The organism is Nonomuraea sp. NBC_00507, assembly GCF_036013525.1.
GTDB lineage: Bacteria > Actinomycetota > Actinomycetes > Streptosporangiales > Streptosporangiaceae > Nonomuraea.
Map to the genome: position 1 here is coordinate 2860186 of NZ_CP107853.1, position 25750 is coordinate 2885935.

Genomic DNA, 25750 nt, shown 5'->3' on the forward strand with positions numbered 1-25750 from the left:
GGGAATCTATCAACACGGCCTCGCATCATGACCTCAGCCCCGAAACAACAAGGCAACCACCCCAAGAAATCCGAGGTCACACCATGTCCAGACTTCCATTGATCCAGCCGGAATCGGCCACCGGAGCCGCGGCCGAACTGCTGGCCGCCGTGCAGAAGGCGCTGGGGGTGACCCCGAACATGACCAAGGCGATGGCCAACAGCCCGGCCGTGCTCAGTGCCTACCTGGAGTTCTCCGGCGCGCTGGCCGGCGGCAGTCTGCCCGCCGCGGTCCGCGAGCAGATCGCCATCCTGGTGGCCCAGGAGAACGAGTGCGACTACTGCCTCTCGGCCCACTCCTACATCGCCACCAACCTGGCGGGACTGGACGCCGCCGAGGCCGACCATGCCCGGCACGCGCGGGCCACCGACCCCAAGAGCCAGGCGACCCTGGCCTTCGCCGCCACCGTGGTGCGCACCCGGGGCGACATCGCCGACGCCGACCTGAAGTCCGCCCGTGAGGCGGGTCTGTCCGACGGCGAGATCGCCGAGGTCGTCGGCCACGTCGCGCTCAACGTCTTCACCAACTACTTCAACAAGACCGCCGAGACCGACATCGACTGGCCCGTCGTCCGTCACTGACGCACGGCTCGCCCACGAAACCTCGAACGGAGTGCGAAGTAATGATCATCGACGTGCTGCCCGCGGTCCTGTCGTTCCGCTACCAGGGCCGTCACCGCCGCCAAGAAGTAAGGACCGTCCTGCGCTCGGACAGCGGAGACAGCCGTCCGAGCCGCCCGCTGCGACCCCTCACCGCCGCTCAAAAGTGAGGTGGTGGTGCGGGAGGTCGCCCGCCCCACCCAGGAGGTCACCGCCGGACGGCACACCTTCACGATGGACGAGCCAGTCGCGGCCTGCTGGAGATCGCCGGGAAGTGCCCGGTGCACCGCACCCTCCGCTCCGAAGTAGCCATCAAAAGATCTTGAACTTCCCGGGCAAGCCGGGAATCGCGGTGCTCGTCGACTTCTGGGCCGACTGGTGCCACCCCTGCCACATGCTCGCCCCAGTCCTGGAGCAGCTCGCCGACGAAAAGGCCGGCCAACTCGTCGTCGCCAAGGTCGACGTCGAGGCCTAGGCCAACAGCCCCGCCGTGCTCAAGGCCTACCTCGACTTCTCCGGCGCCCTGTCCGGCGGCGCGCTACCCGCGGCGGTGCGTGAGCGGATCGCCTTGGCGGTCGCGCAGGAGAACGCATGCGACTACTGCCTGTCGGCCCACACTTACATCGGCACCAACCTGGCCGGGCTCTCGGCCGAGGAAGCCGACGCCGCCCGCTACGGCAAGGCCTCCGACGCCAAGGCGCAGGCCGCGCTGACCCTGGCCGTCACGCTGGTCCGCACCCGCGGCGACGTCGAGGACGCCGACCTGCAGGCCGCCCGGGAGGCCGGGCTGTCCGACGGTGAGATCGCCGAGGTCGTCGGCCATGTCGCGCTCAACGTCTTCACCAACTACCTCAACAAGACCGCCCAGACCGACATCGACTGGCCGCTCGTCCAGCACTGACTCCATAGGACTCTGGTGCGGCTCACGCGCCCACAGCCGCGGCGCGAGCCGTGCCGGCACCACTCGCGGGTGCTCGCCGGTGCATACGGGCCGCCCATCCGGGAGGCCAGCTTCGTCATCGACAGCGCCTGCGCCGCGCTGGTCACTCACGAGGAGGAGGCAGTGCCTGGTGGCCTTCACATGAAGGCGGAACGGATCATTCCCTTCTGATAGAATGTTTCTGTTGGCACGTCCCTTTAGGAGTTCTCATGTATCTGGTCACCGGTGCCACCGCCCACTTCGGCCGCCAGGCCGTCGAAGCCCTGCACGCCGCGGGCCACCCGGTCCGGGCGCTGACCCGCAACCCCGAGCAGGCCGGACTGCCGCAGGGTGTCGAGCTGGCCCAGGCCGACCTGACCAAACCCGAGACCCTCCCGGCCGCACTCGAAGGCGTGAGCGCGATCCTGCTGGTCCTGCAGTACGGCATGGACCCGGCGACGCTCCTGACCGCGGCCCGCGAGGCCGGTGTCGCCCGGATCGTCTTCCTGTCCTCGGGCGCGGTGGTGGACGGCGCCGACGCGCAGCCGGACGTGATCGCCCAGTACCACGGTGACGTGGAGCGGGCCGTCCGCGACTCCGGGCTGGAGTGGACGGTGCTGCGGCTGCTGTTCCCGGCGATCAACTCGCTGACGTTCGCCATGCAGCTGGCCGGCGGCGACGTCATCCGCGCGCCGTACATCGATGCCGCCTTCAGCGCCATCCACGAGCTGGACGTCGCTGACGTCGCGGTCGCGACCCTGACCGGCCCCGGCCACATCGGCCAGACCTACAGCCTGACCGGGCCCGAGTCGCTCACCCAGGCCGACCAGGTCCGCATCCTCGGCCAGGCGCTCTGCCGCCCGCTCACCGTCGAGGACCTCGACCCGAAGCCGGTGCTCGAGCAGATGAGCGCCTTCATGGACCAGGCCTTCCTGGGCGCGCTGTTCGCCCTGATGGCGGCTACCGTCGGCAAGCCCGCCGAAGTCAACGACACCGTGGAGCGGATCACCGGCCACCCGGCCCGGACCTACGCGCAGTGGGCCGCCGACCACGCCGCCGACTTCTGAAGCCACCACTTAAGGATCTCCCTCATGTCTTTCGCCAAGTCCTTCTTCGTGCTGGCCACCACCGCCGCGATCATGTTGCCTGCCGTCCCGTCCCAGGCTCTTGCCGGGACAGGCGGTCCCCGCTGGACCGGCGGCTGGTCGACCGCGGTGCAGCGACCCTCACCCGGCGGGTTGCCTGGGTCGTCCAACTGGTCAGAGGCGGGCTTCGAGCGCCAGTCGGTGCGCCAGGTGGTCCGGGTCACCGGAGCCGGCGCCGCCATCCGCATCAAGATCTCCAACCTGTACGGCACAGCGCCCCTCACCGTAAGCGGGGCGACAGTGGCCAAAGCCGCCACGGGAGCCGCAGTCCGTGCTGCCACACTGCGCCCGGTGACGTTCGCGCTGCGGCTGGACGCGGTGGTCCAGGCGGGCCAGGAGCTGGTCAGCGACCCGATCGCGCTGCCGGTCGCGGCGCTGGACCGGCTGGCTGTCACCCTGTACTTCCCGGGGGCGACCGGGCCCGCCACCTTCCATGACATCTCCTCGGCCACCAGCTTCCGCGCCTCCGGCGACCACCGGTTCGACCCGCGCGCGACGGCCTTCACCGAAAAGTCGCAGTCGTGGTACTTCCTGAGCGGGGTGGACGTGCTGGGCCGCACCTCGCGTGGGGCGGTGGTGACCTTCGGTGACTCGGTCACCGACGGCACCGGCTCCACCCTGGACGCCGACAACCGCTACCCCGACCAGCTCGCCGAGCGACTCGTCGCGGCCGGCAAGCCGCTGACTGTGCTCAACAGCGGCATCTCCGGCAACCGGGTGCTCAACGACCACCCGCTCTTCGGCGAACGGGCCCTGGCCCGCTTCCAGCAGGACGTGCTGGACAAGCCGGGGGTGCGGACGGTAATCGTGATGGAAGGCATCAACGACATCACCTACCCCGACCCGGTGGTCACCGCTGGACAGATCATCGCGGGGCACCGTGAGCTCATCCGGCTCGCTCACACCCGAGGGATCCGAGCCGTAGGCGGCACGATCATGCCGTTCAAGGGCAACCCCTGGCTCTACCCCGACGGGACCGCCGAGCCGTTCGCACTAGAGCAGATCCGTGACCAGGTGAACACCTGGATCCGGACCAGCGGGGAATATGACGCGGTGGCCGACTTCGAACGAGCTCTGCTCTCCCCGGCCGACCCGGATCGGCTGCGGCCCGAGTTCAACGACCGCGACGGCCAGGAGGGTGACTGGCTCCATCCCAACGACGCGGGCCTGAATGCCATGGCCGAGGCAATCGACCTGAACACCTTGTAGGACGACGCCTTTCCCGGCAGGGCCGGCAGAGGACTCCCGGACCCGAAGATCACCATCGCTGTGCGTCACCCACCAGGCCACCCGCCGCCAAGTCGTGATCACAGGCGAGCTGCGCCGGTACCGGAACGTACGCTAACGACCCTGCACGGGCCCCGTCCGGTACCCGTTGCGACCTGCGGGAAGGCGCTTACCGGACGAAACGGTTCCGTTGCGAAAGCTCCGGTACGGCTCGCGCCCACAGTCGCGGCGCGGGTGGGTTTCCTGCACTACAACACCGCCGAAGAGGTCGACCGGCTGCTGCGACACCTGGACGAGCTCTGATCATCCGCGACAGCTCCTCCATGATTCGGCCGCCAAAATCTGCGCACAACCGCCCAACGACGGGAAATCCATGTACGTCACCACGAACCACGCCCTGGACGACCATCACCTTGACACGATCGCCGACCGTATCGAGGTGATCGACGCGCTCTACCGCTTCGGCCTGGGCCAGGACCTGAAGCCACGTTCACCGGACGCGTCGACACCACCCACGTCGTCACCACCCCCCGAGTCCAACTCGACGGCGACACCGCCCAGCTCACCGCGATCGTGGAGGCCCAGCACCTGCTGTCAGCCGACCATCGCACCCACGCCCTGCTGAAGAACCTCTACGAGGTCGACCTCGTCAGAGACACCCGGCGTTGGGTCATGCGGCACGTCCGCATCGACAACCTCTGGTACACGGCGACCCGGCCGCCATCTTCTCCTGACCAACCCCGGCGCCACCATCCATCTCCCCATTAGGGAACGTTCCATGACGATCTTGATCACCGGTGCGAACGGCGCCGTCTCCAGTGCTCTGCTCAACTCCCTCAAGGGCGAAAAGGTGCGGGCCATGGTCCGCAACCCGGCCAAGGCGCCGCAAGGCCTCGACGTCGTGGTTGGCGACCTGGACGAGCCGTCCACCCTGGAGCAGGCCTTCGCCGGGGTCGACACCCTGTGGCTGCTCACTGCCCTGGGCCCGCAGGCTCCGCATGCCAGCATGAACGCCGTCCACGCCGCCAAGCAGGCCGGCATCAAGCACGTCGTGCGCATGTCGGCCATCGGCGCCGCACACGACGCGCCCACCCGCAACGGCCGCCTGCACGCCCTGTCCGACCACGAACTGCGATCCTCCGGCCTGGACTGGACGATCATCAAGCCCGGTTTCTTCATGCAGAACCTGCTTGGTTCGATCAACGGCGGCACCCTGTACGCGGGGCTCGGCGACGGCCGTCTGGGCATGATCGACGTGCGGGACATCGCCGACTTCGCGGCAGCCGTGCTGACCGACCCCGCCCCGCACGCAGGCCGCACCTACACCATCACTGGCCCGGCCAGCATCTCCCTGGACGAGGCCGCCGCCGCCGCGGGCGCCACCTACCAGCCCGTCACCGACGAGCAGGCCTACGCGGCGATGGTCGGCTACGGCCTGTCCGACTGGGTCTCCGCGGTCCTGCTGGAGTACTTCAGGGCATACGCGGCCGGCTGGGGCGACTACACCACCCCCGACTTCGCCCAGGTCGTCGGCCGCCCAGCCCGGTCCTTCGCCGACTTCGCCCGCGATCACGATCTCGGCTCATGACGGCTTTCGCCGTCCTGTGCGGCGCTCTGTTGGTCTTTAGGGCGCTCGGGATGCTCGGTGTCGCCCGCTTGGCCGCCTGGCGGAGTGCCGCCGCGCACGCCATGGCGATCATGCTGGTGGTCACCGCCAGCGCTCACTTCGTCCCCGAAACCGTGACAGTCATGCCCAACCACGCCGACCTGGTGCGGATCGTCCCACCGTTCGTGCCCATGCCCGACGCCATGGTCTACCTCACCGGCGTGCTGGAACTGCTCGGCGCGGCGGGCCTGGTTCTGACCGCCACCCGGCGCGCCGCCGGGCTCTGCCTGGCCGCGCTCTACGTGGCGCTGCTTCCCGCAAACGTCTACGCCGTCCTGGCTGACGTGCCCTACAACGGCGGCGAGGCGAGCCCGCTGTGGTTGCGCATCCCGCTGCAGGCGATCTACATCACCGTCGCCCTGTGGAGCTCGAAGTCCCGATGAAAGAACGGCACCGATCACCCCCTCTCTGAAAGGGATCATCATCATGCTCGCGCTTCCCCTCCGCCAGGGCACGGCTCCCCAGGTCATGGGCCCCGCCCCGCACGGCCAGCGCTCCCAGATCTCCTCCGTCATGCTCCAGGAAGAGCTGTGGCAGCGGATGCGCGCGCTGCCCAGCCTGTACATGGCGCCAACTCTGGTCTCGGTCTCCCACGCCCGCTCGCTGTTCCTGCCCGAGGGCATCGGCTCCGGCCCTGCTGAGGCGTTCCAGAAGAATCGCGAGTGGGCGCACATCCACCCGCACCACGACGGTTCCTTCCACTTGACGCTGCCCGAAGCGGTGAAGGCCGAGGTCGAGACCGCCGGATGGGGCGTGCGCCATCCGCAGCACCACTCGATCCTCGTGTACGGCCCGCGTAACCAGGAGGAGCTCGAGGTGGTCTGGCGGATCATCCAGGCGTCCTACCGATACGCGCTGGGTGAGCTGCAGTGAGCGGCTGGCTCCCCATTCTCGGCCAGGCGATCGGCACCGTGAAGACCTAGCCCACCACCGACCTCACTCCGAGGTACTTCTGACGTGGAACGGATCCGAGCCGCCGTCGGCCGAGGTGACTTTCAGGAACGTCGGGGTGATGCGCCGGCGTCCGACCAGGAAGTCGCGGATGCGCTGCAGGATGCCGTAACGGCGGAGGAATGCCGCATGGACCGCAGCAGGGACCTTTTGGCCGACGTCCTCGGCCAGCGCCGGGAGATCGGCCCCCCGGGGAGTGCCGCGCGAGGTGGAGGGAGCGATGGTGACCCGGGGGTTGCGCTGGACCCGTCTGACCTTGCCGGTGTGGGCGCCGGTCTTGATGTAGAGGGCGCCGTCGTGGCAGACGAACCAGACGGGGGTCGGCACCGCCTCGCCTGAGGCGCGGTATGTGGTCAGGCGGAGGTGGCGGTGGGGGCGTAGGTCGTCGAAGGGGTGTGACATGCGGGCCCGCCTCGCCATGAGCTGAGCTTGACAGTGACAAGCTCAGCATAGGCATATCAGATTGACAGTGACAAGCTCGCGCGTCATGCTGCGGAAATGCGTAACCCGACCTACTTCGAGGGCGATCTGAGGGCCACCTTGCTGGAGGTGGCCGAAGAGGAGGTGGCCGGTCAGGGGTTCGCGCAGGTGAGCCTGCGGTCGATCGCCAAGCGGGCCGGGGTGAGCCATGCGGCCCCGGCCTACCACTTCCAGGACAAGCGGGGGCTGTTCACCGCCTTGGCGGTGGAGGGGTTCGCGGAGCTGGGGACGCGGATGCGGGGCGCGCTGTCGCGCCTGGGCGTGGCGCCTGCCGCCGAGCGGATCCAGGAGCTGGGGATGGTGTACATCGGGTTCGCGCGGGAGCGGCCGGGCCTGTTCGAGGTGATGTGGCGGCCCGAGTTGCACCACCGCGACGACCCGGCGCTGAAGGCCGGAGCCCAGGCCACCAAGGACACGATGACCGAGCTGATCGTCCAAGCTCAGCAGGAAGGGTGGAGCGCCCGGCCGGACACGCTGCACCTGGTCGTGCTGGGCTGGGCGGCAGTGCACGGGCTCGCGGTGCTCTGGCGTGATGGCCCGCTGGCCGATCAGAACGAGGGCGCGGACCCGTACGAGCTGAGCCGGGCGGTGCTGGGCACACTCGCGGCAGCGCTGCATGCCCGACCCTCGTGAAGGCGTGTGTGCGAGCGACTGCCTCATGTGCTGACGCCAGAGGCTCCACACGGGGGCTCGGCCGGACCGGAACTCCTGTAGAGGTGCTTCCTACTCGACTAGGAAGACCCTTTCTAATCCGGTATCCTCGCTGTTGTGACCGAGGACCTCCCCCACATATGCGCCAGCTCGCCGAGGTCGCAGCGATAGTGGCAGCTGTAGGTTGCGACTGCTGACTGGCTGTACCACCTCAAGGGCGACATGTGTGCGGTGCGCGTGATCAAAGATGGCATCATCTTCGGTTCCCGTCATGATCCCTGCCAACCCGGACCGCGACCCCGAACTATTTCGTGAAGCACTCAAACGCCTCGAGGCGGTCACCGAAAGGATGGGCCGATGAGCAAGACGATCACCTATGTCATCACCTATGAGAACGGGCGCTGGGTGTCTCGTTGCCCAACAGGGGAGACCGAGGGCGTCGGCGTGGCGAGCTCCTTGTCGCAGATGGAGCGTGATCTGGCGGAGATCCACGCCTGGGCTTGGCCTGAAGCCCCTCCCGGCGTGGACTTTGTGTTCGACCTACCCGGAGACGTAGCCGGTTTGGTAGCCGAATACCACCATGAGAAGGAGCTGGCCGAGGCTCACGCCAGGCGTGCCGCGGAGCTGGCCGTCACGGCCGCAAAGGCACTCACGAGCCACTGGTCGGAGCCCGACACTGCACGTGTCATGGGGCTGTCCAAGCAGCGCGTCCATCAGTTGAAGGTCAGCGCCTGATGAATCCCCCACAGCGGGGGCAGTTGTACATGATCTGATCCGGCCGCGCATCATCTGCTGCCGGACGCCCGGTATTCACCGGCAGGTGCCCTTCCAGCACGACGCGCGAGCGGGCGTCGGCGCCGTCCCGATATGATCGACGATCATGCAACGTTTGAGCGGAATGCTGGTGGGTGCCGTGTTCGGGATGGTCTTTGTGGCCATCAATGCCCACGCACCCCTCCCATCTGCGATGGGAACGATCTTTCGTTCGGTTGCCGGCCTCGTGCTCGCGGGTGTGATCGTCATGTGGTTCCTGGCGGGACGGCGGATCCGCGCCACTGCTTCCGCCGATACGCAGGAGAAGCACGCCAGCGGTGCCCGCATGTTCAACCGCAAATACGTGGTGATCGTCGCGCTGGAGGCCGTGGCTCTGTTCGGCGGCATTCAGGTGTTGCGTGCCCTGGAATGGGCACCGCAAGCGGGCGTGGCTTGGACCGCGCTCATCGTTGGGGTGCATTTCATCGCACTCTGGCCGGTATGGCGAGCGGTGAGCATTCTGATCCCTGGTCTCGGACTCACGGTGCTCGGTCTGGTTGGGCTGATCATGGTGTGGACACCGGCCGTTGAGTGGGTGCCGTTCGTGAGCGGCGTGCTGTCAGGGCTGCTTCTCCTGACCGGGTCCGCCTTCTATGCGCAAAGGAGCTTCGCGTCCTGATTTCTTAGGAGCGTGACTGATCCGCTCGACGCCCGCTGGAAAAGCATTTTCGGATCCTGGCCACGGGCTTCTAGTGTGGGCCGGTGACTCAGGTGATCGTTCTGAATGGCGGCTCCAGCTCGGGAAAGTCGGGAATCGCCCGCTGTCTCCAGGCCGTCCTGCCGGATCCATGGCTTGCCTTCGGCGTCGACGCACTGATCGACGCGATGCCCGCCTCCATGCAGGCATCAGCTGCCGGGATCGAGTTCGCGCCGGACGGCGGGGTGAATGTCGGTCCGGAGTTCATGGCGCTGCAAGCGGCGTGGATGGAGGGCATCGCCGCAACGGCCCGGGCGGGCGCGCGGGTGATCGTGGATGACGTCTTCCTCGGTGGAGCAGGGTCCCAGCAACGATGGCAGAAGGTTTTTGCCGGACTGGACGTGCTGTGGGTCGGCGTACGGTGCGAGAGCTCGGTCGCAGAGGGCCGCGAGGTCGCCCGGGGGGACCGGGTCCAGGGAATGGCGGTGTCGCAGGCGGAGCTGGTCCACCAGGGTGTGGTCTATGACGTGGAGGTGGACACCACACATACCGAGGCCCTGGTGTGTGCGCAGAGGATCGCCGCCCACATGCGGTGCCAGGCATAGATTCCTCCGCCCTGCCCGGCTCGTCGGCGCGCCGCAGCGGGGCGACGGTTCAGGCGGCCGGCCAAGCACAGGTCAGACGCCTGGCCTGGCGTGATCGGATTCGCCGCGCAGGACGCAGAACTCATTGCCTTCAGGATCGGTGAGGATGACCCAGCCCAACCCGTCCGGGCCGCGATGGTCGGCGACGAAGCCGGCGCCCAGACCGAGCAACCGCTCGACCTCCTCCTCCCGCGAGGTTTCAGGGCGGAGGCAGAGATGGAGGCGATTCTTGACCGTTTTGGGCTCCGGCACCTGGTTGAAGAACAGCAACGGACCGTGCGGCAGCATCACCTGGGTCTCCTTGTCGCCCGGCCGGTCTTCGGGATGAAGCGGATAGCCTGTCACCTCGCTCCAGAACCGAGCCAGCTCGTAGGCGTCAGCACAGTCGATCGCCACGTTCTGCAGTTGCGAAACCATGGCCACGATCTTGCCTGAACCCGAGCCGGCTCGCCATAGAGGGCCGACCGGCCGGCAGGAGATGAGCGGTCAAGGCGCTAGTTAGATGTCCCCTGTGACCAGGGCGACGGTGCCGACGCCTACCTCGACCTGACTGTCGTGCCCTTCATGCGCGCGCTGGAGCGGCTTGACGACGCCTGCACGCGCCGCCATGAGCAGCCGGCCCTTGCTGTCCCAATCGGCCCAGGCCGCCGCCTCGGGCAGCGGCGTGAGGCTGCCGTCATCCTCTTCGCGCAGGTAATCGACCTGTACGCCCTCGATTCCGTGCCGCTGGAAATCGGTCCCGGTGTGGGCCAGCACCAGTGCGCGGTCGCCGCCCGGCTGGACGCGTCCGATGAGCACGGCTTCGCGTAACCCGGGCGGCATCCGCTTTGCCGCTCCCTCGAGGGGACGCCAACCGCGTTTGTTGTCCCATTGCCGCAGGTGCCACCAGCCGGCAGGCCCGCGGCGCATGATCAGAGCCACGGGTGCGGCGGTGGCGACGAGTACGTGAAGACGGCAGGGCGGAGCAGAGTTGGTCATCAGCCGACTCCCTTAAGATCATGACCGGCGTTCGTCGCCCGGCGTCACCAGCCCGGACTCGTAGGCGTGGACGAGGGAGGTGGGTCTCAGGAGGCGGCGCAGAGCGTGTCGCCCAGCTGGGATCGTTCATAGAAGACCTCGCGACCGCTGCGGCGTCGCGTGATCAGGCCGCTCCGTCGCAGCACCGCCAGGTGCTGGCTGACCGCGCCGGGCGCCATCGCCAGCCGCCGCGCCAGGATGGTCGTTGTGGCCGCGTCGCTGAGAGTGACGAGGATCCGGGCGCGGGTCTTTCCGATGAGGGCGTCCAGCGCATCGGGGGTGGGCACGGCCCCTTGCGACCAGATCGTGCCGACGCCGGGCACGGGATAGACCAGGTTCGGCTGGTACGGCTCGGCCATCACGGTCGTGTCCGGCCAGTGGAAGACGCTCGGGATCAGGATCATGCCGTCGCCGCTGATCGGCCCGCTGCGCCGCCAAGCACGGGTCCGCACGCGAAGGCGGCCCTCGCTCCAGGTGATGTTCTCGTGGAGGTCGTTGAACATCGAACCGGCGCCGTCACGTGCCAGCTGCCGGGAACGGCGCAGCACCTCCGACTCGAACAGCCCGCGGATCTGCGGCCAGAATCTGTCCATCGCCGCGTCCCAGTACAGGCGCAGCTCGGCGACCGCCCGCGCGACACCGGCCGCCGGGTCGTCGAGGAACTCCCGCACGACCGGGCTGTCGGCGCCGTGAAGCCGCCGGGCCTCGGAGGCGGCCTCGTCCAGGTCGGCCGCGCCGACCAGCTCCAGTTCGGCGGCGATGTCCGGCAACGGGGTGGCGGGCGGGGGCGTCAGGAAGTCGGCGAAGTACGGGCCGAGCGGGACCAGCGCGAACAGCAGCCGCAGATCCAGCCCGGCGAGCCGGGGACGGACCGCCCGGATCCACGGCAGGTGCATCGCCTGCCGGCTGGGGTCCTGCAACACGCGCAGGCTCGCGACGGCCTCAGACACCGGCGAGAAGGCGAACCTCACCCTGGCCAGGTCGACAGAGGTGAAGTCGAACTCGGCGAACGAGGATGACGAGGATTCAGCCACGGATTAAACATTTAGGGGTTCCAGGTCCCCGGGTCAACCATGAACGCCATGGCAGTCCTCACCTCGCGGACGTCCCCGGCACCCCCGGGTCCGCTGTCGTTACCGCGCCCGTTCTGGATGCTCTGGCTCGGCACCGTCATCAACCGCACCGGCGCGATCGTGCAGCCGTTCCTGTCGGTGTACCTGGTCCAAGTCCAGGGCTTCACGTTCACGCAGGCCGGGGCCGTCATGACGGCCTTCGGCGCCGGCTCGCTGCTGTCCCATGTGCTCGCCGGCTGGCTGGCCGACCGGTTCGGCCGCCGGATCACGCTCACCGGAGGCATGCTCGCCGCCTCCGCCGCGATGGTCGGGCTCGGCGCCGCGAGCGGGGTCCCCGTCGTGGCGGCGACCGCGTTCCTGCTCGGGCTGACCATCGAGTCGTACCGTCCTGCCTCGCAGGCGATGGTGGCCGACCTCGTCCCGTACGCGCTCCGCCCGAGGGCGTACGGGCTGCTCTTCTGGGCGGTGAACCTCGGCTATTCCGTCGCGATGGTCGTGGGCGGCCGGCTCGCCGATCAGGGCACGCATGCGATCTTCGGTGTGAACGCGGCCGTCGCGGTGGCCTTCGCCGCCGTGGTGTGGCGTACCGTGCCCGAGTCCCGCCCCAGCGCGGGACCCACACCGGCCGCGGGCCTGCGAGCGGTACGGCGGGACCGGCTGATGCTCGCCGTCTGCGCCGTCACCACGGCCTACGGCGTGCTGTACGCCCAGGCGTTCACCACCCTTCCGCTGGCCATGGCCGGGCAGGGCGTCAGCCGTACGCACTTCGGCCTGGCCATGGCGCTCAACGGCATCCTGATCATCGCCGTTCAGCCGCTGACCGGAGCGTGGCTGGCGCGGCGGGATCCCTGCCGCGTCCTGGCCACCGGCACCGCACTCGTGGCGGCGGGTTTCGCACTCACCGCGCTCGTGCACGACGTGCGCGGGCTCGCGCTCACGGTGGCGGTCTGGACCGCCGGGGAGATCGTCATCGCAGGCACCCTCCCCACAATCGTGGCGGCACTCGCACCTCCGGAACAGCAGGGCACCTACGCCGGCGTCTCCGGCATGAGCTGGGCGGCGGGCGCGGTCGTCGCGCCGTTGCTCGGCACCGCGCTGCTCCCGCTGGGGCCGCAGATGTTGTGGAACGTCATCGGCCTCGTCGGCGCGCTCTCGGCCTTGGGCGCGCTCCTCATCGCGGGCCCGATCCGCAGGCGCACCATGTCCGGCACCGGTCAGCTTATTTCCGCACCTCAAGACTTGGAGAAGCCATGTCAGCCTGTCCTCGGTCGCGCTTGCCCAGTCCTCGGCCTCGGCTGGCGCAAAGTCCAGTCACTCTGACGAGAGCACGTCGAGAAGCGCGCGTGGCAAGATCGGGATGACGTGGCGCCCATTGGAGGAGATCGACAATGTCGATGGACCCAGGCGCCACCTTCAACCATCGCGCTGGCGTGGAAACGTTCAGCGAGGAGGAGGAGCGTGACGGTGGCACGAGTACTAGTGGTTGGTCTCGATCCCGCCAAGATCCAGGGCTGGGACCCGGAGCCGGTCCAGGCGGCGATGGCACGCGGTCAGGCCCGTTTCGACGATCACGGTATCGAGGCCGACTGGTGCCTGGTGGCACCCGACGAGAACCCCGAAGGAGCGATCGTGGAGGCGCTGACCCGCAAAGACTACGTCTGCGTGGTGATCGGGGGCGGCATCCGCAAGCACGAGCCGTTGCTCGGACTCTTCGAGAAGGCGGTCAACCTGGTCCGGCAGCACGCGCCCGACGCAGCCATCGCCTTCAACAGCAGCCCGGAGGACTGCGCCGACGCAGCTCTGCGGTGGCTGCGCTAGAAGGCCATAACCGAACGTTGGCCACGCGGCGAGATCAGCAGGGCGCACACGCGTGAGCTCGTTCTAGCTCGGGCAAGTCCCCGCGCGCCACCGGGCTCAGCGGTGGGGCGGTGTACCAGCCGCTCCCTCGCCTATGAAAGGTACAGGACAAGCCCGCCATTGCGCGGCGCGGGTGATCGGTTCAGCCTCGCCGGATGATTCTGGGACCCTGTGTCGCATGCTTCCAGACGCTGTGGCGCGCGCGGTTTCCCGCTACCTGTCGGTGGCCGATCGGCTCCTGCCGGAGCGGATCGGCGATTTCTACGTCGTCGGCTCGGTCGCACTGGGCGCCTGGCGGGAGGGGCGCAGCGATATCGACTTCGTCGCGGTGGTGGACGGCGACCTCGGTGAGCGGGACATGCGCCGACTGGCGCTCCTGCACAAGGTGGGCAACGTTCCGGCGGCCTGGCAGGCCATGGTCCGGGCCCGGCCGAACATCCCGGGCACGTTGAACGGCGTTTTCGTTGCGACGGGGGACCTGGGCAAGCCGGTCACGCAGATTCGTCCGCTCGCTTCGCACAGCGGGCCGCGGTTTCGGCGAGGCCAGGGGTTCGATACGAATCCGGTGGTGTGGAAGGTTCTGCTGGAAAAGGGCGTCACGGTACGGGGTCCGGCTCCCGACGAGCTGGGCTTGGACCCGGAGCCGGGCAGGCTGCGCGAATGGAACCTGCGGCAACTGCACGGGTACTGGGCCACCTGGGCCGACAACGCGCTGTCGGGTAAGCCTCGGCGCAAGCCGCTGCTCCCGGCCCACCGGGTGGCGATAGCCGCCGTGTTGTCTCCTCCCCGGCTGCACCACACGATCGTGACGGGTGAGGTGATCTCGAAGGAGGCCGCGGCCGAGTACGCGCTGGATACCTTCGAGGCACGCTGGCATCCTCTGATCCGTCTGGCGCTGGCCCGCCGTCTCGGGGTGCCGGCGTCCGTCGATGCTTCTGTGAGCGACCCGCGCCGGTTGCCTCGCCTGGTGGGTGAGTTCATCCGCGACGTGATCGCGAGCGCGGACCGGCAGTGATCACCCTTGCTGGTCGGCGGTGCGAGGGCGATCGTCAGGGGCGGACAGGCGTCACTTGGTGGGACAGGTGGTCTCCTCGGCTGGGCGGATGCCGTAGGCGAGGAAGGCGGTGACGGCCCGGTCGCCGCAGGAGTTGCCGTTGGCGAGGTAGACGCCGTGGCCGCCGGAATCGACGGCGACCATCCGGGCGCGATCGCCGAGCGCGCGGCGCAGCTCGAGCGCGCCGTTGTACGGGGTGGAGGGATCGCGCAGGTTCTGGATGAGGAGGATGTTCGACGGGCCCTGCGAGGTGACGCGCGTGGCCGGCTCGGCCGGCTGGTAGTGCCAGAAGGAGCAGGGGCCCATGTCGACGGGCATGCCCGCGGTGAGGGGGTAGGCGGCGCGGTTGCGGCGTACGTCGCGGCGGTGGTGCTCGATCGACCGCGACCAGGTCACATCGTTGCAGATGGTGGCGCCCGCCACGGCGGCGGCGTTCTGGATTACGGCGTCGCCTGGCTGGGGCAGGACGGGCAGCGGCTGCCGGTCCTCGACGACTACCGCGTAGTTCGCCAGCCAGGCGCGTGCCACCCGCCGCGGGTCGGGGTCGTCGTTGCTGTCCAGCACGATGTCGCGGCCAGCGCGGCGGGAACCATGCGGTGGTCGGGCGTCTTGCCGGTACGGACAGCCCCACCACGAGTGGTGAAACAGGTGACCAGACCGATCAGGAATCGAGAAGCGCTGGTCAGCGGGCCGCAGCTAACGTGACGGCCATGGACATCACCATTCACACGACCGTCCTCCCGCACGACGACCCGGACGCCTCCCTGGCCTTCTACCGCGACATCCTCGGCTTCGAGGTACGCACCGATGTCGGACACGGCAAGATGCGCTGGATCACCGTGGGCCCTGTCGGCCAGCCCGGCACGTCCATCCTCCTGGCGCCCCCGGCCGCCGACCCCGGCATCACCGACGACGAGCGCCGCACCATCGCCGAGATGATGGCCAAGGGCACCTACGGCTGGATCCTGCTGGCCACCCGAGACCTCGACGACACCTTCGAGAAGCTGCAGGCCACCGACGCCGACGTCGTTCAGGAGCCGACGGAGCAGCCGTGGGGCGTGCGCGACTGCGCCTTCCGTGATCCCGCGGGCAACCAGGTACGCATCCAGGAGCTTCGCTGACCCGCCCGGCGAGTGCCGATCAGCGCTCACACGTCTCAGCCTCGATCGCGACACCGAGCATCGGCTCACCCACGACAAAGGTCTGGGTGCTGCCGTCGACCATCACCAACGTCTACAACCGGCTGAACGTCCCCACCCGGTAGGTCACTGGGGCCTGGGGTCGCGCGCCTTCAAAGGAGGTTCTCAATGAACGGGAACAAGTGGGTTCGGCAGATACACCGCTGGCTGGCCATTGCCTTTACGGTGACCGTCATCGTCACCACCGTCGCCTTGGTACAGGAGGAGCCCGTCGTCTGGGTGTCCTACGTGCCGCTGCTCCCGCTCGCCCTGCTCCTGTTCACCGGTCTGTACTTGTTCGTGCTGCCGCATGCCGCCAAGTGGCGCAGCAGGCGCGACACCGCTCGCGGGAAATGATCCGGGTGTGCTCGCCAGAAGGCCGCTGTTGATGCCGACGCCGAGGATGGCGTGGCTAAAGTGGCCCGATGCGTGAAACGCCAGAAGAACTCAACGAGCTCCAGGCCCTGCTCGACGCATCCCTGTCCCGCTCCACCACCCACCTCCGCTCGATCATCACCGAGCGCACCCTGACCGCGGATCAGCTCACCCAGATCCTGACCGGCATGTGCACCCTCGCCCTATCCACCGTGACAGCGAAGGGCGAGCCGCGGATCAGCGGCGTGGACGGGCACTTCCTGCACGGCAAGTGGTACTTCGGCACGGCGCGCAGCGCGGCCAAGGCCCGCCACCTCGCCGCCCGCCCCGCCGCCAGCGTCGCGCACATGCGCGGTGAGGACCTGGGCGTGTTCACGCACGGAACGGTGGAGATCCTCAATCCCGAGGATGGCGAGCCGGCCGAGGACTGGCCGGACCTGCTCGCGTACTTCAAGGACTTCTACGGCGAGGATGCCTTCGACTGGGACAACGACGTGGTCTACTACCGGCTGCGCCCGCACTGGATGACCGTCTACGCCTCCGACGTCGCGAAGCTCGCCGCCAAGTGACCGCAGCCTCATGAAACAGGCCTGAATCCCAGCCGTCCCGGCCGGTCGGGTACCGGCCGGGACGGCCTGAAGCTCTAACGCGCTCAGACTTCTTCCACGCTGCTCGGCTCGCGCCGGGACAGATCGATGCCGAGCTCCTCCGCGGCGCGGAAGACGTCCTCGTCGGTGTCGCGCATCTCGATGGACATGCCGTCGCTGGAGAGCACCTCGACGTTCAGGCACAGCGACTGCATTTCCTTGATGAGCACCTTGAAGGACTCCGGAATACCGGGCTCCGGGATGTTCTCGCCCTTGACGATGGCCTCGTAGACCTTCACGCGGCCATGGACGTCGTCGGACTTGATGGTCAGCTGCTCCTGCAGGGCGTAGGCGGCGCCGTACGCCTCCAGCGCCCACACCTCCATCTCACCGAAGCGCTGGCCACCGAACTGGGCCTTACCGCCGAGCGGCTGCTGGGTGATCATGGAGTAGGGGCCGGTCGACCGAGCGTGAATCTTGTCGTCGACCAGGTGCAGCAGCTTGAGGATGTAGATGTAGCCGACCGCGATGGGATAGGGGAACGGCTCGCCGGAGCGGCCGTCGAACAGTTGGGCCTTGCCACTGCGCTGCACCAGCCGATCCCCGTCACGGTTGGGGACAGTGCTGTCGAGCAGCCCGATGATCTCTTCTTCATTGGCGCCGTCGAAGACCGGGGTGGCGACGTTGGTGCGCGGGGCGACCTTCTCGAAGCCCTTGTCACGCAGCCGCTCGGCCCAGGCCTCCTGGATGCCCGAGATGTCCCAGCCGCGGGCGGCGATCCACCCCAGATGGGTCTCCAGCACCTGACCGACGTTCATCCGGCCGGGCACGCCCAGCGGGTTGAGGATGATGTCGACCGGGGTGCCGTCCTCCAGGAATGGCATGTCCTCGACCGGCAGGATCTTGGAGATGACGCCCTTGTTGCCGTGCCGGCCGGCCAGCTTGTCACCGTCGGTGATCTTACGCTTCTGCGCCACATACACGCGCACCAGCTCGTTCACACCCGGAGGCAGCTCGTCGCCCTCCTCACGGGAGAACACCCGCACCCCGATGACCTTGCCCTGCTCGCCGTGCGGCACCTTCAGCGAGGTGTCGCGCACCTCACGCGCCTTCTCACCGAAGATCGCACGCAGCAGCCGCTCCTCCGGCGTCAGCTCGGTCTCACCCTTCGGGGTGACCTTGCCGACCAGGATGTCACCCGGCACGACCTCGGCGCCGATCCGGATGATGCCGCGCTCGTCGAGGTCGGCCAGGACCTCCTCCGACACGTTCGGGATGTCCCGGGTGATCTCTTCGGGGCCGAGCTTGGTGTCCCGGGCGTCGACCTCGTGCTCCTCGATGTGGATCGAGGACAGCACGTCGTCCTGGACCAGCCGCTGAGACAAGATGATGGCGTCTTCGTAGTTGTGGCCCTCCCACGGCATGAACGCCACCAGCAGGTTCTTACCCAGCGCCATCTCGCCCTTGTCGGTGCACGGGCCGTCGGCGATGACCTGGTTGACCTCCACCCGGTCACCCTCGGCGACGATGGGCTTCTGGTTGAAGCTCGTGCCCTGGTTGGAGCGCTTGAACTTGGCCACCCGGTAGGTGGTGCGGGTGCCATCGTCGTTCATCACGGTGATGTAGTCGGCCGAGACCTCCTCCACCACGCCCGCCTTCTCGGCGCTGATGACGTCACCGGCGTCGGTCGCGGCACGGTATTCCATGCCGGTGCCGACCAGCGGCGCCTCGCTCTTGAGCAGCGGCACCGACTGCCGCTGCATGTTCGCGCCCATCAACGCCCGGTTGGCGTCGTCATGCTCGAGGAACGGGATCATCGCCGTGGCCACCGACACCATCTGGCGCGGCGACACGTCCATGTAGTGCACGTCGCCCGAGCGGATGTGCTCGAACTCGCCACCCTTGCGCCGTACGAGCACCCGGTTTTCAGCGAAGCTGCCGTCCTCCGTCAGCGCGGAGTTCGCCTGGGCGATGATATAGCGGTCCTCCTCATCAGCGGTGAGGTAGTCGACCTGGGAGGTCACCTTGCCGTCGACGACCTTGCGGTAAGGCGTCTCGACGAAGCCGAAGGGGTTGAGGCGCCCGAAGCACGCGAGGTAGCCGATGAGGCCGATGTTCGGGCCTTCGGGGGTCTCGATCGGGCACATCCGGCCGTAGTGGGACGGGTGCACGTCACGGACCTCCATGCCCGCCCGCTCACGGGACAGACCACCGGGGCCGAGCGCGTTCAGACGCCTCTTGTGGGTCAGGCCGGCCAGCGGGTTGGTCTGGTCCATGAACTGCGACAGCTGCGAGGTGCCGAAGAACTCCTTCATTGACGCCACGACCGGGCGAATGTTGATCAGGGTCTGCGGCGTGATCGCCTCGACGTCCTGCGTGGTCATGCGCTCACGCACGACGCGCTCCATGCGGGCCAGGCCCAGGCGGACCTGGTTCTGGATCAGCTCGCCGACACTGCGGATGCGGCGGTTGCCGAAGTGGTCGATGTCGTCGATCTCCACGACGACCTCACCCATCGAAGCCTCGCCGGCGTGCAGCCGGACGATGTATTCGATCATCGAGACGATGTCGTCTTCGGTCAGCGTGCCGTGCGTGATCTCCGAGTCGACACCGAGCTTCTTGTTGATCTTGTAGCGGCCCACCTTGGCCAGGTCGTACCGCTTGGGGTTGAAGTAGAGATTCTCCAGCAGAGTCTGCGCCGACTCCTTGGTCGGCGGCTCACCCGGCCGCAGCTTGCGGTAGATGTCCAGCAGCGCGTCATCCTGGCCGGCCGTGTGGTCCTTCTCCAGGGTGGCCCGCATCGACTCGTACTGGCCGAACCGCTCGAGGATCTTGTCGCTGGTCCATCCCAGTGCCTTGAGAAGCACGGTGACGGCCTGCTTGCGCTTACGGTCGATGCGCACACCGACACTGTCACGCTTGTCGATCTCGAACTCGAGCCAGGCACCACGCGACGGGATGACCTTGCAGCCGTACAGATCCTTGTCCGACGTCTTGTCGACATTACGTTCGAAGTAGACGCCGGGCGAACGGACCAGCTGCGAGACCACGACACGCTCGGTGCCGTTGATGATGAACGTGCCCTTCGGCGTCATGAGCGGGAAATCACCCATGAACACCGTCTGGCTCTTGATCTCACCAGTGGTGTTATTGATGAACTCCGCCGTCACGAACATCGGGGCGGAGAAGGTCATGTCCTTGTCTTTGCACTCATCGACTGAGTACTTCGGCGGCTCGAACCGGTGGTCGCGGAACGACAAGGACATGGTCCCCGAGAAGTCCTCGATGGGACTGATCTCTTCGAAGATCTCTTCGAGGCCCGACTGGGTCGGGACGTCCTTGCGCCCGGCCTGACGAGCCGCCTCTACCCGGGCCTTCCACTTCTCGTTTCCGAGCAGCCAATCAAACGACTCGGTCTGCAGAGCGAGAAGGTCAGGAACTTCGAGAGGCTCCTGGATGCGCGCGAAAGAGACGAGACGGGGACCAGCGGGTACGGCGGAGGCGTTGCGCGAGGCTGCCAACAGATGTCCTTCCGAGGGCTCGCGGCGGACTGACTACACGCACGCCAGACAACCTCGCAACGTGAGCAAGCATCGCGGGTCGTCAAAAAAGGGAGCGTGGAAGCCCGAGCGTACTCGCTCTAATAGAATTTGTCCACGCTCACGCAGACCAATCTTCCCGGTCGCATTTTCATAATGGCGTATGCCGCTCCGCTTGTCAATCCCCAATGCCGCTCGTCGGTAGTTCCTCCTGATAGTCGGGATAACGTCGCCGGCCCGGGTAAAGGCGGCGAGAAACTACTTTCGAGGAGTGGAGCGTCGGCGAAGCCAGCCGGCCGCACGATGCGCGACCGGGCCGAGCAGGCTGACCTCTCTGGTGGCCTTCTTCAGCGCCTGAACGGCATTCTGCGACTCCGCCGTGACCTCTTTCAGCTTCGCCGTCGTGCGCCGCAACTCGGTGGTGAGCCGGTCCAGGTCGCTCTCCGGCGACGCGGGCTTCGGCTTCTTGCGCTGGTTGACGCGTACGAGCTCCCGATCCCCGAGGGCATCCGTCGTGTGCCACAGATCGGTACGGGACTTGAGCCATTCGAGCAGGCGCCGCTGGACGGGCAACGGATCGCCCCACGTGGCGTACAGCTTCTGCGTGCTGATGCAGACCGGCGCCAGCCCGAGGCCGGCGACCGCCTCCCAGACCGCGAGCGCGACGCCCGGCGTGTGCTCGCTGCGGTAGTCGTCGAAGACGACGATCCCATCCTCCTTGAGCACGGTCCGCGCCGCCAGGACGTCACCCTTGACGTGTGCGTACAGGTGCGACGCGTCGACGTGAACGAACCTGCAGGTGTCCGCCTTCACATGATCGAGGATGATCGACGTCGGCCCGTGCACGATCTCGGGCAGGGTGTCGTGGACGCTCAGATAGTTCTGCTCGAACTGGTGGCGGGTGAGCGTCGAGTACGACCCCGTGGTCTCGGCGTTGTTGTGCGCGTCCGGCGCGTCCGACTCGAACAGGTCGCAAACGGTGAAGGTCTCTCCCTGCCGCATATGCCCGCCGATCAGGACGGCGCTCTTGCCGAGGTACGTCCCGAGTTCGAGGACGTCGCCCGAGGCGCCACCCGACAGGAACCACTCGAACAGGCGCTGGTCGGTCGGCCAGAACCAGCCGGGAATGCGCTCGAGCGCGGCGGTGAGATCCGGTGTCGACATGCCCGGACGCTAGCAGCCCCGGTTTCCGAGGCAGAAGAGAGTTTGCCGCATGGTCATGGAGAGGTCGCTGGGAGTTCCAACAGCCGGGCGAGCGGATGGCTGAAACGGATTCGGGCACGTATCGATCGCCGCCACCGGCGCGTTACGAGTGATGGTCGCCGCGAGGGGAACCGGAACGCCTGCGGGCTCCTCGCCCGCGGCACACCGCCGGATGTACGCGTTGCGGGCGGCAGGGCCGCCTGTGGCGGGGTTCGGCACCTCGCACACGTTGGTGACCAGCCAGTTGACGAGGGTCATCATCGCCCGACGGACCTCCCGGAACCAGGGCATCGGCATACACCCGGCCCTGAGGATGAGGTCACCTCACTGGCGCCATGCGCAACCGGCCATGCCGCCCGACGGATGACCCCGTGCCCGCCGGACTGCCGCACCACGGCGGCCCGGCCAAGGAGCCAACCGCTGCCGCTGCCCGCGTGGAGGCTGCCCGCGCCCGCGGGAAGAGAGTCTTCAGGTGGTGAGTTCCAGGCCGCCGTCGATGGTGAGGACCTGGCCGGTGATCCAGGTGGCACCGGGGTCGGCGAGGTGCACGATCCAGGCAGCCACTTCCTCGGGAGTGCCGCGGCGACCGAGCGGGATGCGGGCGGTCTCGTCTTGCTTGATCTGCTCGACCACGGTGTCGGGCAGGCCGGCCGCGGTCAGGGCCTCGCTTTCTGTGGGGCCGGGGGCAAGGGCGTTGACGCGGATGCCGTCGGCGGCCAGCTCCAGCGCCCAGCTGCGGGTCAGCTGCTCCAGGGCGGCCTTGGTGGCGGCGTAGTGGGCGGCGCCGGGCAGGGGGCAGTGGCCGTAGGTGCTGGAGATGTTGATGATCGTGCCGCGGTTGGCGCGCAGGTGCGGCAGCGCGGCGTGGGCGAGCAGGCTCGGCGCGGTGACGTTGAGGGACAGGAGGTCGGCGATGCGTGCGGCGTCGGTCTCGGCCAGAGTCATGACGGCGGTGGCGCCGGCGTTGTTGACCAGGACGTCCAGGCGCCCCCAGCGGTCGACGGCCGCCTCGATGATCGCGGGTGGCGCGCCGGCGGAGGTGATGTCGGCGGCCAGGGTGGTGATGTTCGGATGGTGGGCGGCGGTCTGATGCAGGGCTTCGGCGCGGCGTCCGACGCCGAGCACGTGCGCTCCGGCGCGGGCGAGGGCGATCGCGGTGGCGCGGCCGATCCCGGATCCGGCTCCGGTGACGATCGCGACATGGTTTTGCAGGTGCCTGGCGGGTGGGACGGTCATGTCGCCCTCCTTTGTTCGTTGTTCGTGAAACATCGAACAAGCTATCATGGTGGAATGAAGCAGGTGCACCACCCCGAAGTGGGCGAGATCGGGCTGACCGCGGTGATGGCCGCCCTCAGTGATCCCATCCGGGTCGGTCTGGTGCGGGTGCTGGCGGACGGTCGTGAGCGCGGGTGGGGCGAATTGCGGGCGCCGGTGGCCAAGTCGACGCTCAGCCACCATCTGCGAGTCCTGCGTGATGCCGGGCTGACCCGCACCCGTCAGGAGGGCACCCGCTGCTTCGTGGCCTTACGCACACAGGATCTGCAGGCCCGCTTCCCCGGGCTCCTCCAGGTGGTGCTGGCCGCGGCCGAGGATGAGGAAATCGGTCACCAGGTGAGTCTGAAGGACGATCGGCAGCCTGCCTGAAGGCGCTGACGATCGCTCGAGTCCTCAACGTGCTGGGTGCCGCGCTGTCACAATTCGGCATGCTGTCCGGTCTTTCAGACCGACCAGGTGTTGCGGACCGACAGGAGCGAGAGCTTGCCACCAGCCAGCACCACCATCCGGATCCGGGTTCGGATGAGCGCGCGTGCCATCGATGAGCCGCACCGCGCTTCGAGCCAGCTCGAGCTGCTGTTCGATCTCACCTTCGTGGTCGCGGTCGCGGCCGTCACCGCCCAGTTCGCGCACAGCATCGCCGACGGTCATGCCCTCACCGGTCTGGTCCCGTTCCTGCAGGTGTTCTTCGCGATCTGGTGGGCGTGGATGAACTTCACGTGGTTCGCCTCGGCCTACGACACCGACGATGTCGCCTACCGGCTGCTGACCATGGTGCAGATGGCCGGTGTGCTGGTCCTCGCCGCCGGTGTGCCCGCCGCGGCCGAGCACTCCGACTACAGGATCGTCACACTGGGCTACCTCGTCATGAGGATCGGTCTCGTCGCCCAATGGCTGCGAGCCGGCCTCGAAGACCCGGCCGGCCGTCGCACCGCGCTGCGCTACGCCGCCGGCCTCAGCATCCTGCAGCTGGGATGGATTCTTCGCTTCCTCCTCGCGGAAGCGGGTGGCCTGCCCGCATTCGCCGATCTGCCGTCCTACGTCGGCCTGGCCATCCTCGAGCTCGCTGTACCCCGGTGGGCGGGAGGGGCCAGGGCCACCAACTGGCACCCGCACCACATCGCCGAGCGCTACGGCCTGTTCACGATCATTCTGCTCGGTGAGAGCGTCCTGGCCGCGAGCAGGGGAGTGGAAAGAGCGCTCGAAGCGGACGAGATCAGCAGCCCTTTCATCGTCATCGCCGTCTGCGGCCTCGTCCTGTTGTTCGCTCTTTGGTGGCTCTACTTCCTCATAGAGTCGGGGGAAGGTCTCCATGACCGCCGTCATCGGTCATGGCTGTGGGGATACGGCCACTACGGCATCTTCGCGGCCCTGGCGGCCCTCGGCGCCGGGCTCGAAGTGGCGGTGGAGCAGAGCGGGCACGACATCGCGGCGTCACCGCTGGCACTCGGCTACGCCGTCGCCATCCCGGTCGCCGTGTATCTCGCTGCGTTGTGGGCGGTGCACGCCCTCGTCGCAGAGCCCGTCATCCGTCCCGCCGCAGTTGTGGTCTGCGTCACCGGCATCCTGCTGCTGCCGCTCGCCTCACGCCCGATCGGAGTGGCCGGCGTGGTCGCGGCGATCACCGCCGGCTGCGTTCTGCTGGTCGCCGTCACGATCGCGACCACGGCGGTTCGGGCTCGCGCCGGAGTGCGTCGCCCTGAGCCGGAGCCCTCCAGCTCTGGCGTGTCGTGAAGGAGACCACAAGGATCACGCTTGCGCCGGGTCGGAGCCGGTGGACACTGCGGTGAGCTTGGCCGGGTTCACCATCCACAGGACCTGGTCGATGCCCTGCTCCGAGGCGTTGACCGTGATGACCCCGAACACCCGCCCGTCGCGGCTCAGCAGCGCGGAGGGCTGCCCGTTCGTGCTCCCCCAGGCCACCTCTACCCCGGCCCAGAAGCGGGGCGAGAACGCCCTGACGACCTTCGCCAGCCGCGACGCCCCCACCACAGGAAAGCGGGTGGCGCCGCGCACGACGCCGCCGCTGTCGGTGTAGCTGATCACGTCGGCGGCGAAGAGCTCTTCCAGCGCGGTCAGGTCGCCGGCGCGGGCTGCGGCGACGAAGGCCTTCAGCAGCCTGCGTTGTTCGTCCCTGGTCACGGGCGTGCGTCGTTCGACGAGCACGCGCTTGCGGGCTCTGCTGACGAGCTGGCGTACGGCCGGCTCGTTGAGCTGGATGATGTCGGCGATCTGCCGGTAGGGGTACTCGAACGCCTCCCGCAGCACGTACGCCGCCCGTTCCGTGGGTGAGAGCCTCTCCAGCAGAAGCAGGACCGCGAACTCCAGAGCCTCACCCCGCTCCGCGCCGAGGTGTGGATCCGCGCTGGTGTCGACGGGCTCGGGCAGCCACGGGCCGATGTAGGTCTCACGGCGGGAGCGGGCGGACTGAGCGGCGTTGATGGCCAGCCGCGTGATCGTCTTGGCCAGGAACGCGGGCGGGTTGTCCACCGTGGAGCGGTCATAGCGCTGCCAGCGCAGCCAGACCTCCTGCACCAGATCCTCGGCCTCGGTGACGCTGGACAGCATCCGGTACGCGATCCCGAACAGGCGCGGCCGGACACCGGCGAACACCGCCGCAGCCTGTTCGAGATCTTCCGGTTCGCCGGATTCACTCGCCGGCACGGTATCCGCCACAGTCATCACCCCTGCTCCGGCGTCCCCTTTCGCCGGTAGTCCGGGACCTTCCTGGACCGTTATCTGCCGCCCTACCCCTTGAGCGACGGGGCCAGGCCGATGGCGAGTAACAGTCCAGGAAGATCTCTCGGTCACGCCATGCTAC

Annotated in this window: 31 protein-coding genes and 1 pseudogene; 23 read left to right on the plus strand and 9 right to left on the minus strand. The window is 67.9% G+C overall.

The window, feature by feature from the left end; genetic code table 11:
- Nucleotides 1-83: 83 nt before the first annotated feature.
- The 11 genes and pseudogenes from OHA25_RS14545 to OHA25_RS14590 all read left to right on the plus strand — a co-directional run bounded on the left by OHA25_RS14545 (nucleotide 84) and on the right by OHA25_RS14590 (nucleotide 6468).
- The gene (locus tag OHA25_RS14545; RefSeq protein ID WP_327588087.1) at nucleotides 84-620 is read left to right on the plus strand and encodes a carboxymuconolactone decarboxylase family protein; all 537 of its coding nucleotides are present in this window, start codon (nucleotides 84-86) and stop codon (nucleotides 618-620) included.
- Between the two features lie 41 nt (nucleotides 621-661).
- Nucleotides 662-808: a hypothetical protein gene (locus tag OHA25_RS14550; RefSeq protein WP_327588088.1), complete on the plus strand. Its 147-nt coding sequence runs from the start codon at nucleotides 662-664 to the stop codon at nucleotides 806-808.
- A gap of 152 nt (nucleotides 809-960) precedes the next feature.
- Nucleotides 961-1113: a thioredoxin family protein gene (locus OHA25_RS14555; protein ID WP_327588089.1), complete on the plus strand. Its 153-nt coding sequence runs from the start codon at nucleotides 961-963 to the stop codon at nucleotides 1111-1113.
- Nucleotides 1114-1128: 15 nt separating this feature from the next.
- Nucleotides 1129-1539, plus strand: coding sequence for a carboxymuconolactone decarboxylase family protein (locus OHA25_RS14560; protein WP_327588090.1), 411 nt, complete (start codon nucleotides 1129-1131; stop codon nucleotides 1537-1539).
- Nucleotides 1540-1787: 248 nt separating this feature from the next.
- Nucleotides 1788-2624 (plus strand): NAD(P)H-binding protein, encoded by an 837-nt coding sequence (locus tag OHA25_RS14565; protein ID WP_327588091.1) that lies wholly within the window; start codon nucleotides 1788-1790, stop codon nucleotides 2622-2624.
- A 24-nt stretch (nucleotides 2625-2648) separates the two neighbouring features.
- Entirely contained in the window at nucleotides 2649-3911 is a 1263-nt protein-coding gene (locus OHA25_RS14570) for an SGNH/GDSL hydrolase family protein (RefSeq protein ID WP_327588092.1), read from the plus strand.
- 391 nt (nucleotides 3912-4302) lie between these two features.
- Nucleotides 4303-4554, plus strand: a complete 252-nt coding sequence (locus tag OHA25_RS14575; protein WP_327588093.1) for a hypothetical protein — start codon at nucleotides 4303-4305, stop codon at nucleotides 4552-4554.
- Nucleotides 4476-4697: pseudogene (locus tag OHA25_RS61320) on the plus strand (hypothetical protein); the annotation flags it as partial. The gene OHA25_RS14575 and the pseudogene OHA25_RS61320, both read left to right, overlap by 79 nt.
- 10 nt (nucleotides 4698-4707) lie before the next feature.
- Nucleotides 4708-5517 carry an SDR family oxidoreductase gene (locus OHA25_RS14580; protein ID WP_327588094.1) on the plus strand — a complete coding sequence of 270 codons (810 nt, stop codon included), beginning with the start codon at nucleotides 4708-4710 and terminating at the stop codon, nucleotides 5515-5517.
- Complete coding sequence (locus OHA25_RS14585) at nucleotides 5514-5978, plus strand: DoxX family protein (RefSeq protein ID WP_327588095.1); 465 nt, start codon at nucleotides 5514-5516, stop codon at nucleotides 5976-5978. Before OHA25_RS14580 ends, OHA25_RS14585 begins: the two co-directional genes overlap by 4 nt.
- Before the next feature lie 43 nt (nucleotides 5979-6021).
- On the plus strand, nucleotides 6022-6468 hold the full coding sequence (locus OHA25_RS14590) for a luciferase domain-containing protein (RefSeq protein WP_327588096.1): 447 nt from the start codon (nucleotides 6022-6024) through the stop codon (nucleotides 6466-6468).
- A gap of 63 nt (nucleotides 6469-6531) precedes the next feature.
- On the opposite strand, the gene OHA25_RS14595 is transcribed toward OHA25_RS14590, so the two are convergent.
- Nucleotides 6532-6966, minus strand: a complete 435-nt coding sequence (locus OHA25_RS14595) for a PPOX class F420-dependent oxidoreductase (protein WP_327588097.1) — start codon at nucleotides 6964-6966, stop codon at nucleotides 6532-6534.
- A 78-nt stretch (nucleotides 6967-7044) separates the two neighbouring features.
- Here OHA25_RS14595 and OHA25_RS14600 point away from each other — a divergent pair, with 78 nt between their 5' ends.
- The 4 genes from OHA25_RS14600 to cpt all read left to right on the plus strand — a co-directional run bounded on the left by OHA25_RS14600 (nucleotide 7045) and on the right by cpt (nucleotide 9732).
- Complete coding sequence (locus tag OHA25_RS14600; protein WP_327588098.1) at nucleotides 7045-7659, plus strand: TetR/AcrR family transcriptional regulator; 615 nt, start codon at nucleotides 7045-7047, stop codon at nucleotides 7657-7659.
- Between the two features lie 375 nt (nucleotides 7660-8034).
- Nucleotides 8035-8412 carry a hypothetical protein gene (locus OHA25_RS14605; RefSeq protein ID WP_327588099.1) on the plus strand — a complete coding sequence of 126 codons (378 nt, stop codon included), beginning with the start codon at nucleotides 8035-8037 and terminating at the stop codon, nucleotides 8410-8412.
- Nucleotides 8413-8557: 145 nt separating this feature from the next.
- Nucleotides 8558-9109 (plus strand): hypothetical protein, encoded by a 552-nt coding sequence (locus tag OHA25_RS14610; RefSeq protein WP_327588100.1) that lies wholly within the window; start codon nucleotides 8558-8560, stop codon nucleotides 9107-9109.
- Between the two features lie 92 nt (nucleotides 9110-9201).
- A complete protein-coding gene (cpt, locus tag OHA25_RS14615) occupies nucleotides 9202-9732 on the plus strand; it encodes a chloramphenicol phosphotransferase CPT (RefSeq protein ID WP_327588101.1) in 531 nt (176 codons plus the stop codon).
- Nucleotides 9733-9804: 72 nt separating this feature from the next.
- On the opposite strand, the gene OHA25_RS14620 is transcribed toward cpt, so the two are convergent.
- The 3 genes from OHA25_RS14620 to OHA25_RS14630 all read right to left on the minus strand — a co-directional run bounded on the left by OHA25_RS14620 (nucleotide 9805) and on the right by OHA25_RS14630 (nucleotide 11822).
- Nucleotides 9805-10188: a VOC family protein gene (locus tag OHA25_RS14620; protein ID WP_327588102.1), complete on the minus strand. Its 384-nt coding sequence runs from the start codon at nucleotides 10186-10188 to the stop codon at nucleotides 9805-9807.
- Nucleotides 10189-10269: 81 nt separating this feature from the next.
- Nucleotides 10270-10749 (minus strand): hypothetical protein, encoded by a 480-nt coding sequence (locus OHA25_RS14625; RefSeq protein WP_327588103.1) that lies wholly within the window; start codon nucleotides 10747-10749, stop codon nucleotides 10270-10272.
- A gap of 86 nt (nucleotides 10750-10835) precedes the next feature.
- On the minus strand, nucleotides 10836-11822 hold the full coding sequence (locus OHA25_RS14630; RefSeq protein WP_327588104.1) for an ArsR/SmtB family transcription factor: 987 nt from the start codon (nucleotides 11820-11822) through the stop codon (nucleotides 10836-10838).
- 48 nt (nucleotides 11823-11870) lie between these two features.
- On the opposite strand from OHA25_RS14630, the gene OHA25_RS14635 reads away from it, so the two are divergent.
- The 3 genes from OHA25_RS14635 (at nucleotide 11871) to OHA25_RS14645 (ending at nucleotide 14733) form a co-directional block, all read left to right on the plus strand.
- Nucleotides 11871-13181: an MDR family MFS transporter gene (locus tag OHA25_RS14635; protein WP_327588105.1), complete on the plus strand. Its 1311-nt coding sequence runs from the start codon at nucleotides 11871-11873 to the stop codon at nucleotides 13179-13181.
- A 144-nt stretch (nucleotides 13182-13325) separates the two neighbouring features.
- Entirely contained in the window at nucleotides 13326-13679 is a 354-nt protein-coding gene (locus OHA25_RS14640) for a hypothetical protein (RefSeq protein WP_327588106.1), read from the plus strand.
- A 232-nt stretch (nucleotides 13680-13911) separates the two neighbouring features.
- On the plus strand, nucleotides 13912-14733 hold the full coding sequence (locus tag OHA25_RS14645) for a nucleotidyltransferase domain-containing protein (RefSeq protein WP_327588107.1): 822 nt from the start codon (nucleotides 13912-13914) through the stop codon (nucleotides 14731-14733).
- A 51-nt stretch (nucleotides 14734-14784) separates the two neighbouring features.
- On the opposite strand, the gene OHA25_RS14650 is transcribed toward OHA25_RS14645, so the two are convergent.
- Complete coding sequence (locus OHA25_RS14650) at nucleotides 14785-15336, minus strand: alpha/beta hydrolase (RefSeq protein ID WP_327588108.1); 552 nt, start codon at nucleotides 15334-15336, stop codon at nucleotides 14785-14787.
- Between the two features lie 146 nt (nucleotides 15337-15482).
- Between OHA25_RS14650 and OHA25_RS14655 the strand changes: the two genes are divergently transcribed.
- The 3 genes from OHA25_RS14655 to OHA25_RS14665 all read left to right on the plus strand — a co-directional run bounded on the left by OHA25_RS14655 (nucleotide 15483) and on the right by OHA25_RS14665 (nucleotide 16894).
- Nucleotides 15483-15893, plus strand: coding sequence for a VOC family protein (locus OHA25_RS14655; RefSeq protein WP_327588109.1), 411 nt, complete (start codon nucleotides 15483-15485; stop codon nucleotides 15891-15893).
- A gap of 186 nt (nucleotides 15894-16079) precedes the next feature.
- Entirely contained in the window at nucleotides 16080-16307 is a 228-nt protein-coding gene (locus tag OHA25_RS14660) for a hypothetical protein (RefSeq protein ID WP_327588110.1), read from the plus strand.
- A gap of 68 nt (nucleotides 16308-16375) precedes the next feature.
- Nucleotides 16376-16894, plus strand: a complete 519-nt coding sequence (locus OHA25_RS14665; RefSeq protein ID WP_327588111.1) for a pyridoxamine 5'-phosphate oxidase family protein — start codon at nucleotides 16376-16378, stop codon at nucleotides 16892-16894.
- Nucleotides 16895-16977: 83 nt separating this feature from the next.
- Here the strand turns inward: OHA25_RS14665 and rpoB are convergent, their stop codons facing one another.
- From rpoB to OHA25_RS14680, 3 genes are all read right to left on the minus strand, one after another.
- On the minus strand, nucleotides 16978-20433 hold the full coding sequence (gene rpoB / locus OHA25_RS14670; protein ID WP_327588112.1) for a DNA-directed RNA polymerase subunit beta: 3456 nt from the start codon (nucleotides 20431-20433) through the stop codon (nucleotides 16978-16980).
- A gap of 276 nt (nucleotides 20434-20709) precedes the next feature.
- Nucleotides 20710-21615: a class I SAM-dependent methyltransferase gene (locus OHA25_RS14675; RefSeq protein ID WP_327588113.1), complete on the minus strand. Its 906-nt coding sequence runs from the start codon at nucleotides 21613-21615 to the stop codon at nucleotides 20710-20712.
- A gap of 507 nt (nucleotides 21616-22122) precedes the next feature.
- Nucleotides 22123-22890 (minus strand): SDR family NAD(P)-dependent oxidoreductase, encoded by a 768-nt coding sequence (locus OHA25_RS14680; protein WP_327588114.1) that lies wholly within the window; start codon nucleotides 22888-22890, stop codon nucleotides 22123-22125.
- Nucleotides 22891-22944: 54 nt separating this feature from the next.
- Between OHA25_RS14680 and OHA25_RS14685 the strand changes: the two genes are divergently transcribed.
- Nucleotides 22945-23298: an ArsR/SmtB family transcription factor gene (locus tag OHA25_RS14685; RefSeq protein WP_327588115.1), complete on the plus strand. Its 354-nt coding sequence runs from the start codon at nucleotides 22945-22947 to the stop codon at nucleotides 23296-23298.
- Between the two features lie 153 nt (nucleotides 23299-23451).
- Nucleotides 23452-24663: a low temperature requirement protein A gene (locus OHA25_RS14690; RefSeq protein ID WP_327588116.1), complete on the plus strand. Its 1212-nt coding sequence runs from the start codon at nucleotides 23452-23454 to the stop codon at nucleotides 24661-24663.
- A 15-nt stretch (nucleotides 24664-24678) separates the two neighbouring features.
- On the opposite strand, the gene OHA25_RS14695 is transcribed toward OHA25_RS14690, so the two are convergent.
- The gene (locus OHA25_RS14695) at nucleotides 24679-25611 is read right to left on the minus strand and encodes an RNA polymerase sigma-70 factor (RefSeq protein WP_327588117.1); all 933 of its coding nucleotides are present in this window, start codon (nucleotides 25609-25611) and stop codon (nucleotides 24679-24681) included.
- Nucleotides 25612-25750: the final 139 nt, after the last annotated feature.

Bases quoted from the DNA above. Each gene is read 5' to 3' on its own strand.
- OHA25_RS14545 (WP_327588087.1), top strand. From the start codon at position 84: ATGTCCAGACTTCCATTGATCCAGCCGGAATCGGCCACCGGAGCCGCG.
- OHA25_RS14550 (WP_327588088.1), top strand. From the start codon at position 662: ATGATCATCGACGTGCTGCCCGCGGTCCTGTCGTTCCGCTACCAGGGC.
- OHA25_RS14565 (WP_327588091.1), top strand. From the start codon at position 1,788: ATGTATCTGGTCACCGGTGCCACCGCCCACTTCGGCCGCCAGGCCGTC.
- OHA25_RS14570 (WP_327588092.1), top strand. From the start codon at position 2,649: ATGTCTTTCGCCAAGTCCTTCTTCGTGCTGGCCACCACCGCCGCGATC.
- OHA25_RS14575 (WP_327588093.1), top strand. From the start codon at position 4,303: ATGTACGTCACCACGAACCACGCCCTGGACGACCATCACCTTGACACG.
- OHA25_RS14580 (WP_327588094.1), top strand. From the start codon at position 4,708: ATGACGATCTTGATCACCGGTGCGAACGGCGCCGTCTCCAGTGCTCTG.
- OHA25_RS14585 (WP_327588095.1), top strand. From the start codon at position 5,514: ATGACGGCTTTCGCCGTCCTGTGCGGCGCTCTGTTGGTCTTTAGGGCG.
- OHA25_RS14590 (WP_327588096.1), top strand. From the start codon at position 6,022: ATGCTCGCGCTTCCCCTCCGCCAGGGCACGGCTCCCCAGGTCATGGGC.
- OHA25_RS14595 (WP_327588097.1), bottom strand. From the start codon at position 6,966: ATGGCGAGGCGGGCCCGCATGTCACACCCCTTCGACGACCTACGCCCC.
- OHA25_RS14600 (WP_327588098.1), top strand. From the start codon at position 7,045: ATGCGTAACCCGACCTACTTCGAGGGCGATCTGAGGGCCACCTTGCTG.
- OHA25_RS14605 (WP_327588099.1), top strand. From the start codon at position 8,035: ATGAGCAAGACGATCACCTATGTCATCACCTATGAGAACGGGCGCTGG.
- OHA25_RS14610 (WP_327588100.1), top strand. From the start codon at position 8,558: ATGCAACGTTTGAGCGGAATGCTGGTGGGTGCCGTGTTCGGGATGGTC.
- OHA25_RS14620 (WP_327588102.1), bottom strand. From the start codon at position 10,188: ATGGTTTCGCAACTGCAGAACGTGGCGATCGACTGTGCTGACGCCTAC.
- OHA25_RS14625 (WP_327588103.1), bottom strand. From the start codon at position 10,749: ATGACCAACTCTGCTCCGCCCTGCCGTCTTCACGTACTCGTCGCCACC.
- OHA25_RS14635 (WP_327588105.1), top strand. From the start codon at position 11,871: ATGGCAGTCCTCACCTCGCGGACGTCCCCGGCACCCCCGGGTCCGCTG.
- OHA25_RS14655 (WP_327588109.1), top strand. From the start codon at position 15,483: ATGGACATCACCATTCACACGACCGTCCTCCCGCACGACGACCCGGAC.
- OHA25_RS14660 (WP_327588110.1), top strand. From the start codon at position 16,080: ATGAACGGGAACAAGTGGGTTCGGCAGATACACCGCTGGCTGGCCATT.
- OHA25_RS14665 (WP_327588111.1), top strand. From the start codon at position 16,376: ATGCGTGAAACGCCAGAAGAACTCAACGAGCTCCAGGCCCTGCTCGAC.
- OHA25_RS14675 (WP_327588113.1), bottom strand. From the start codon at position 21,615: ATGTCGACACCGGATCTCACCGCCGCGCTCGAGCGCATTCCCGGCTGG.
- OHA25_RS14680 (WP_327588114.1), bottom strand. From the start codon at position 22,890: ATGACCGTCCCACCCGCCAGGCACCTGCAAAACCATGTCGCGATCGTC.
- OHA25_RS14685 (WP_327588115.1), top strand. From the start codon at position 22,945: ATGAAGCAGGTGCACCACCCCGAAGTGGGCGAGATCGGGCTGACCGCG.
- OHA25_RS14690 (WP_327588116.1), top strand. From the start codon at position 23,452: ATGAGCGCGCGTGCCATCGATGAGCCGCACCGCGCTTCGAGCCAGCTC.
- OHA25_RS14695 (WP_327588117.1), bottom strand. From the start codon at position 25,611: ATGACTGTGGCGGATACCGTGCCGGCGAGTGAATCCGGCGAACCGGAA.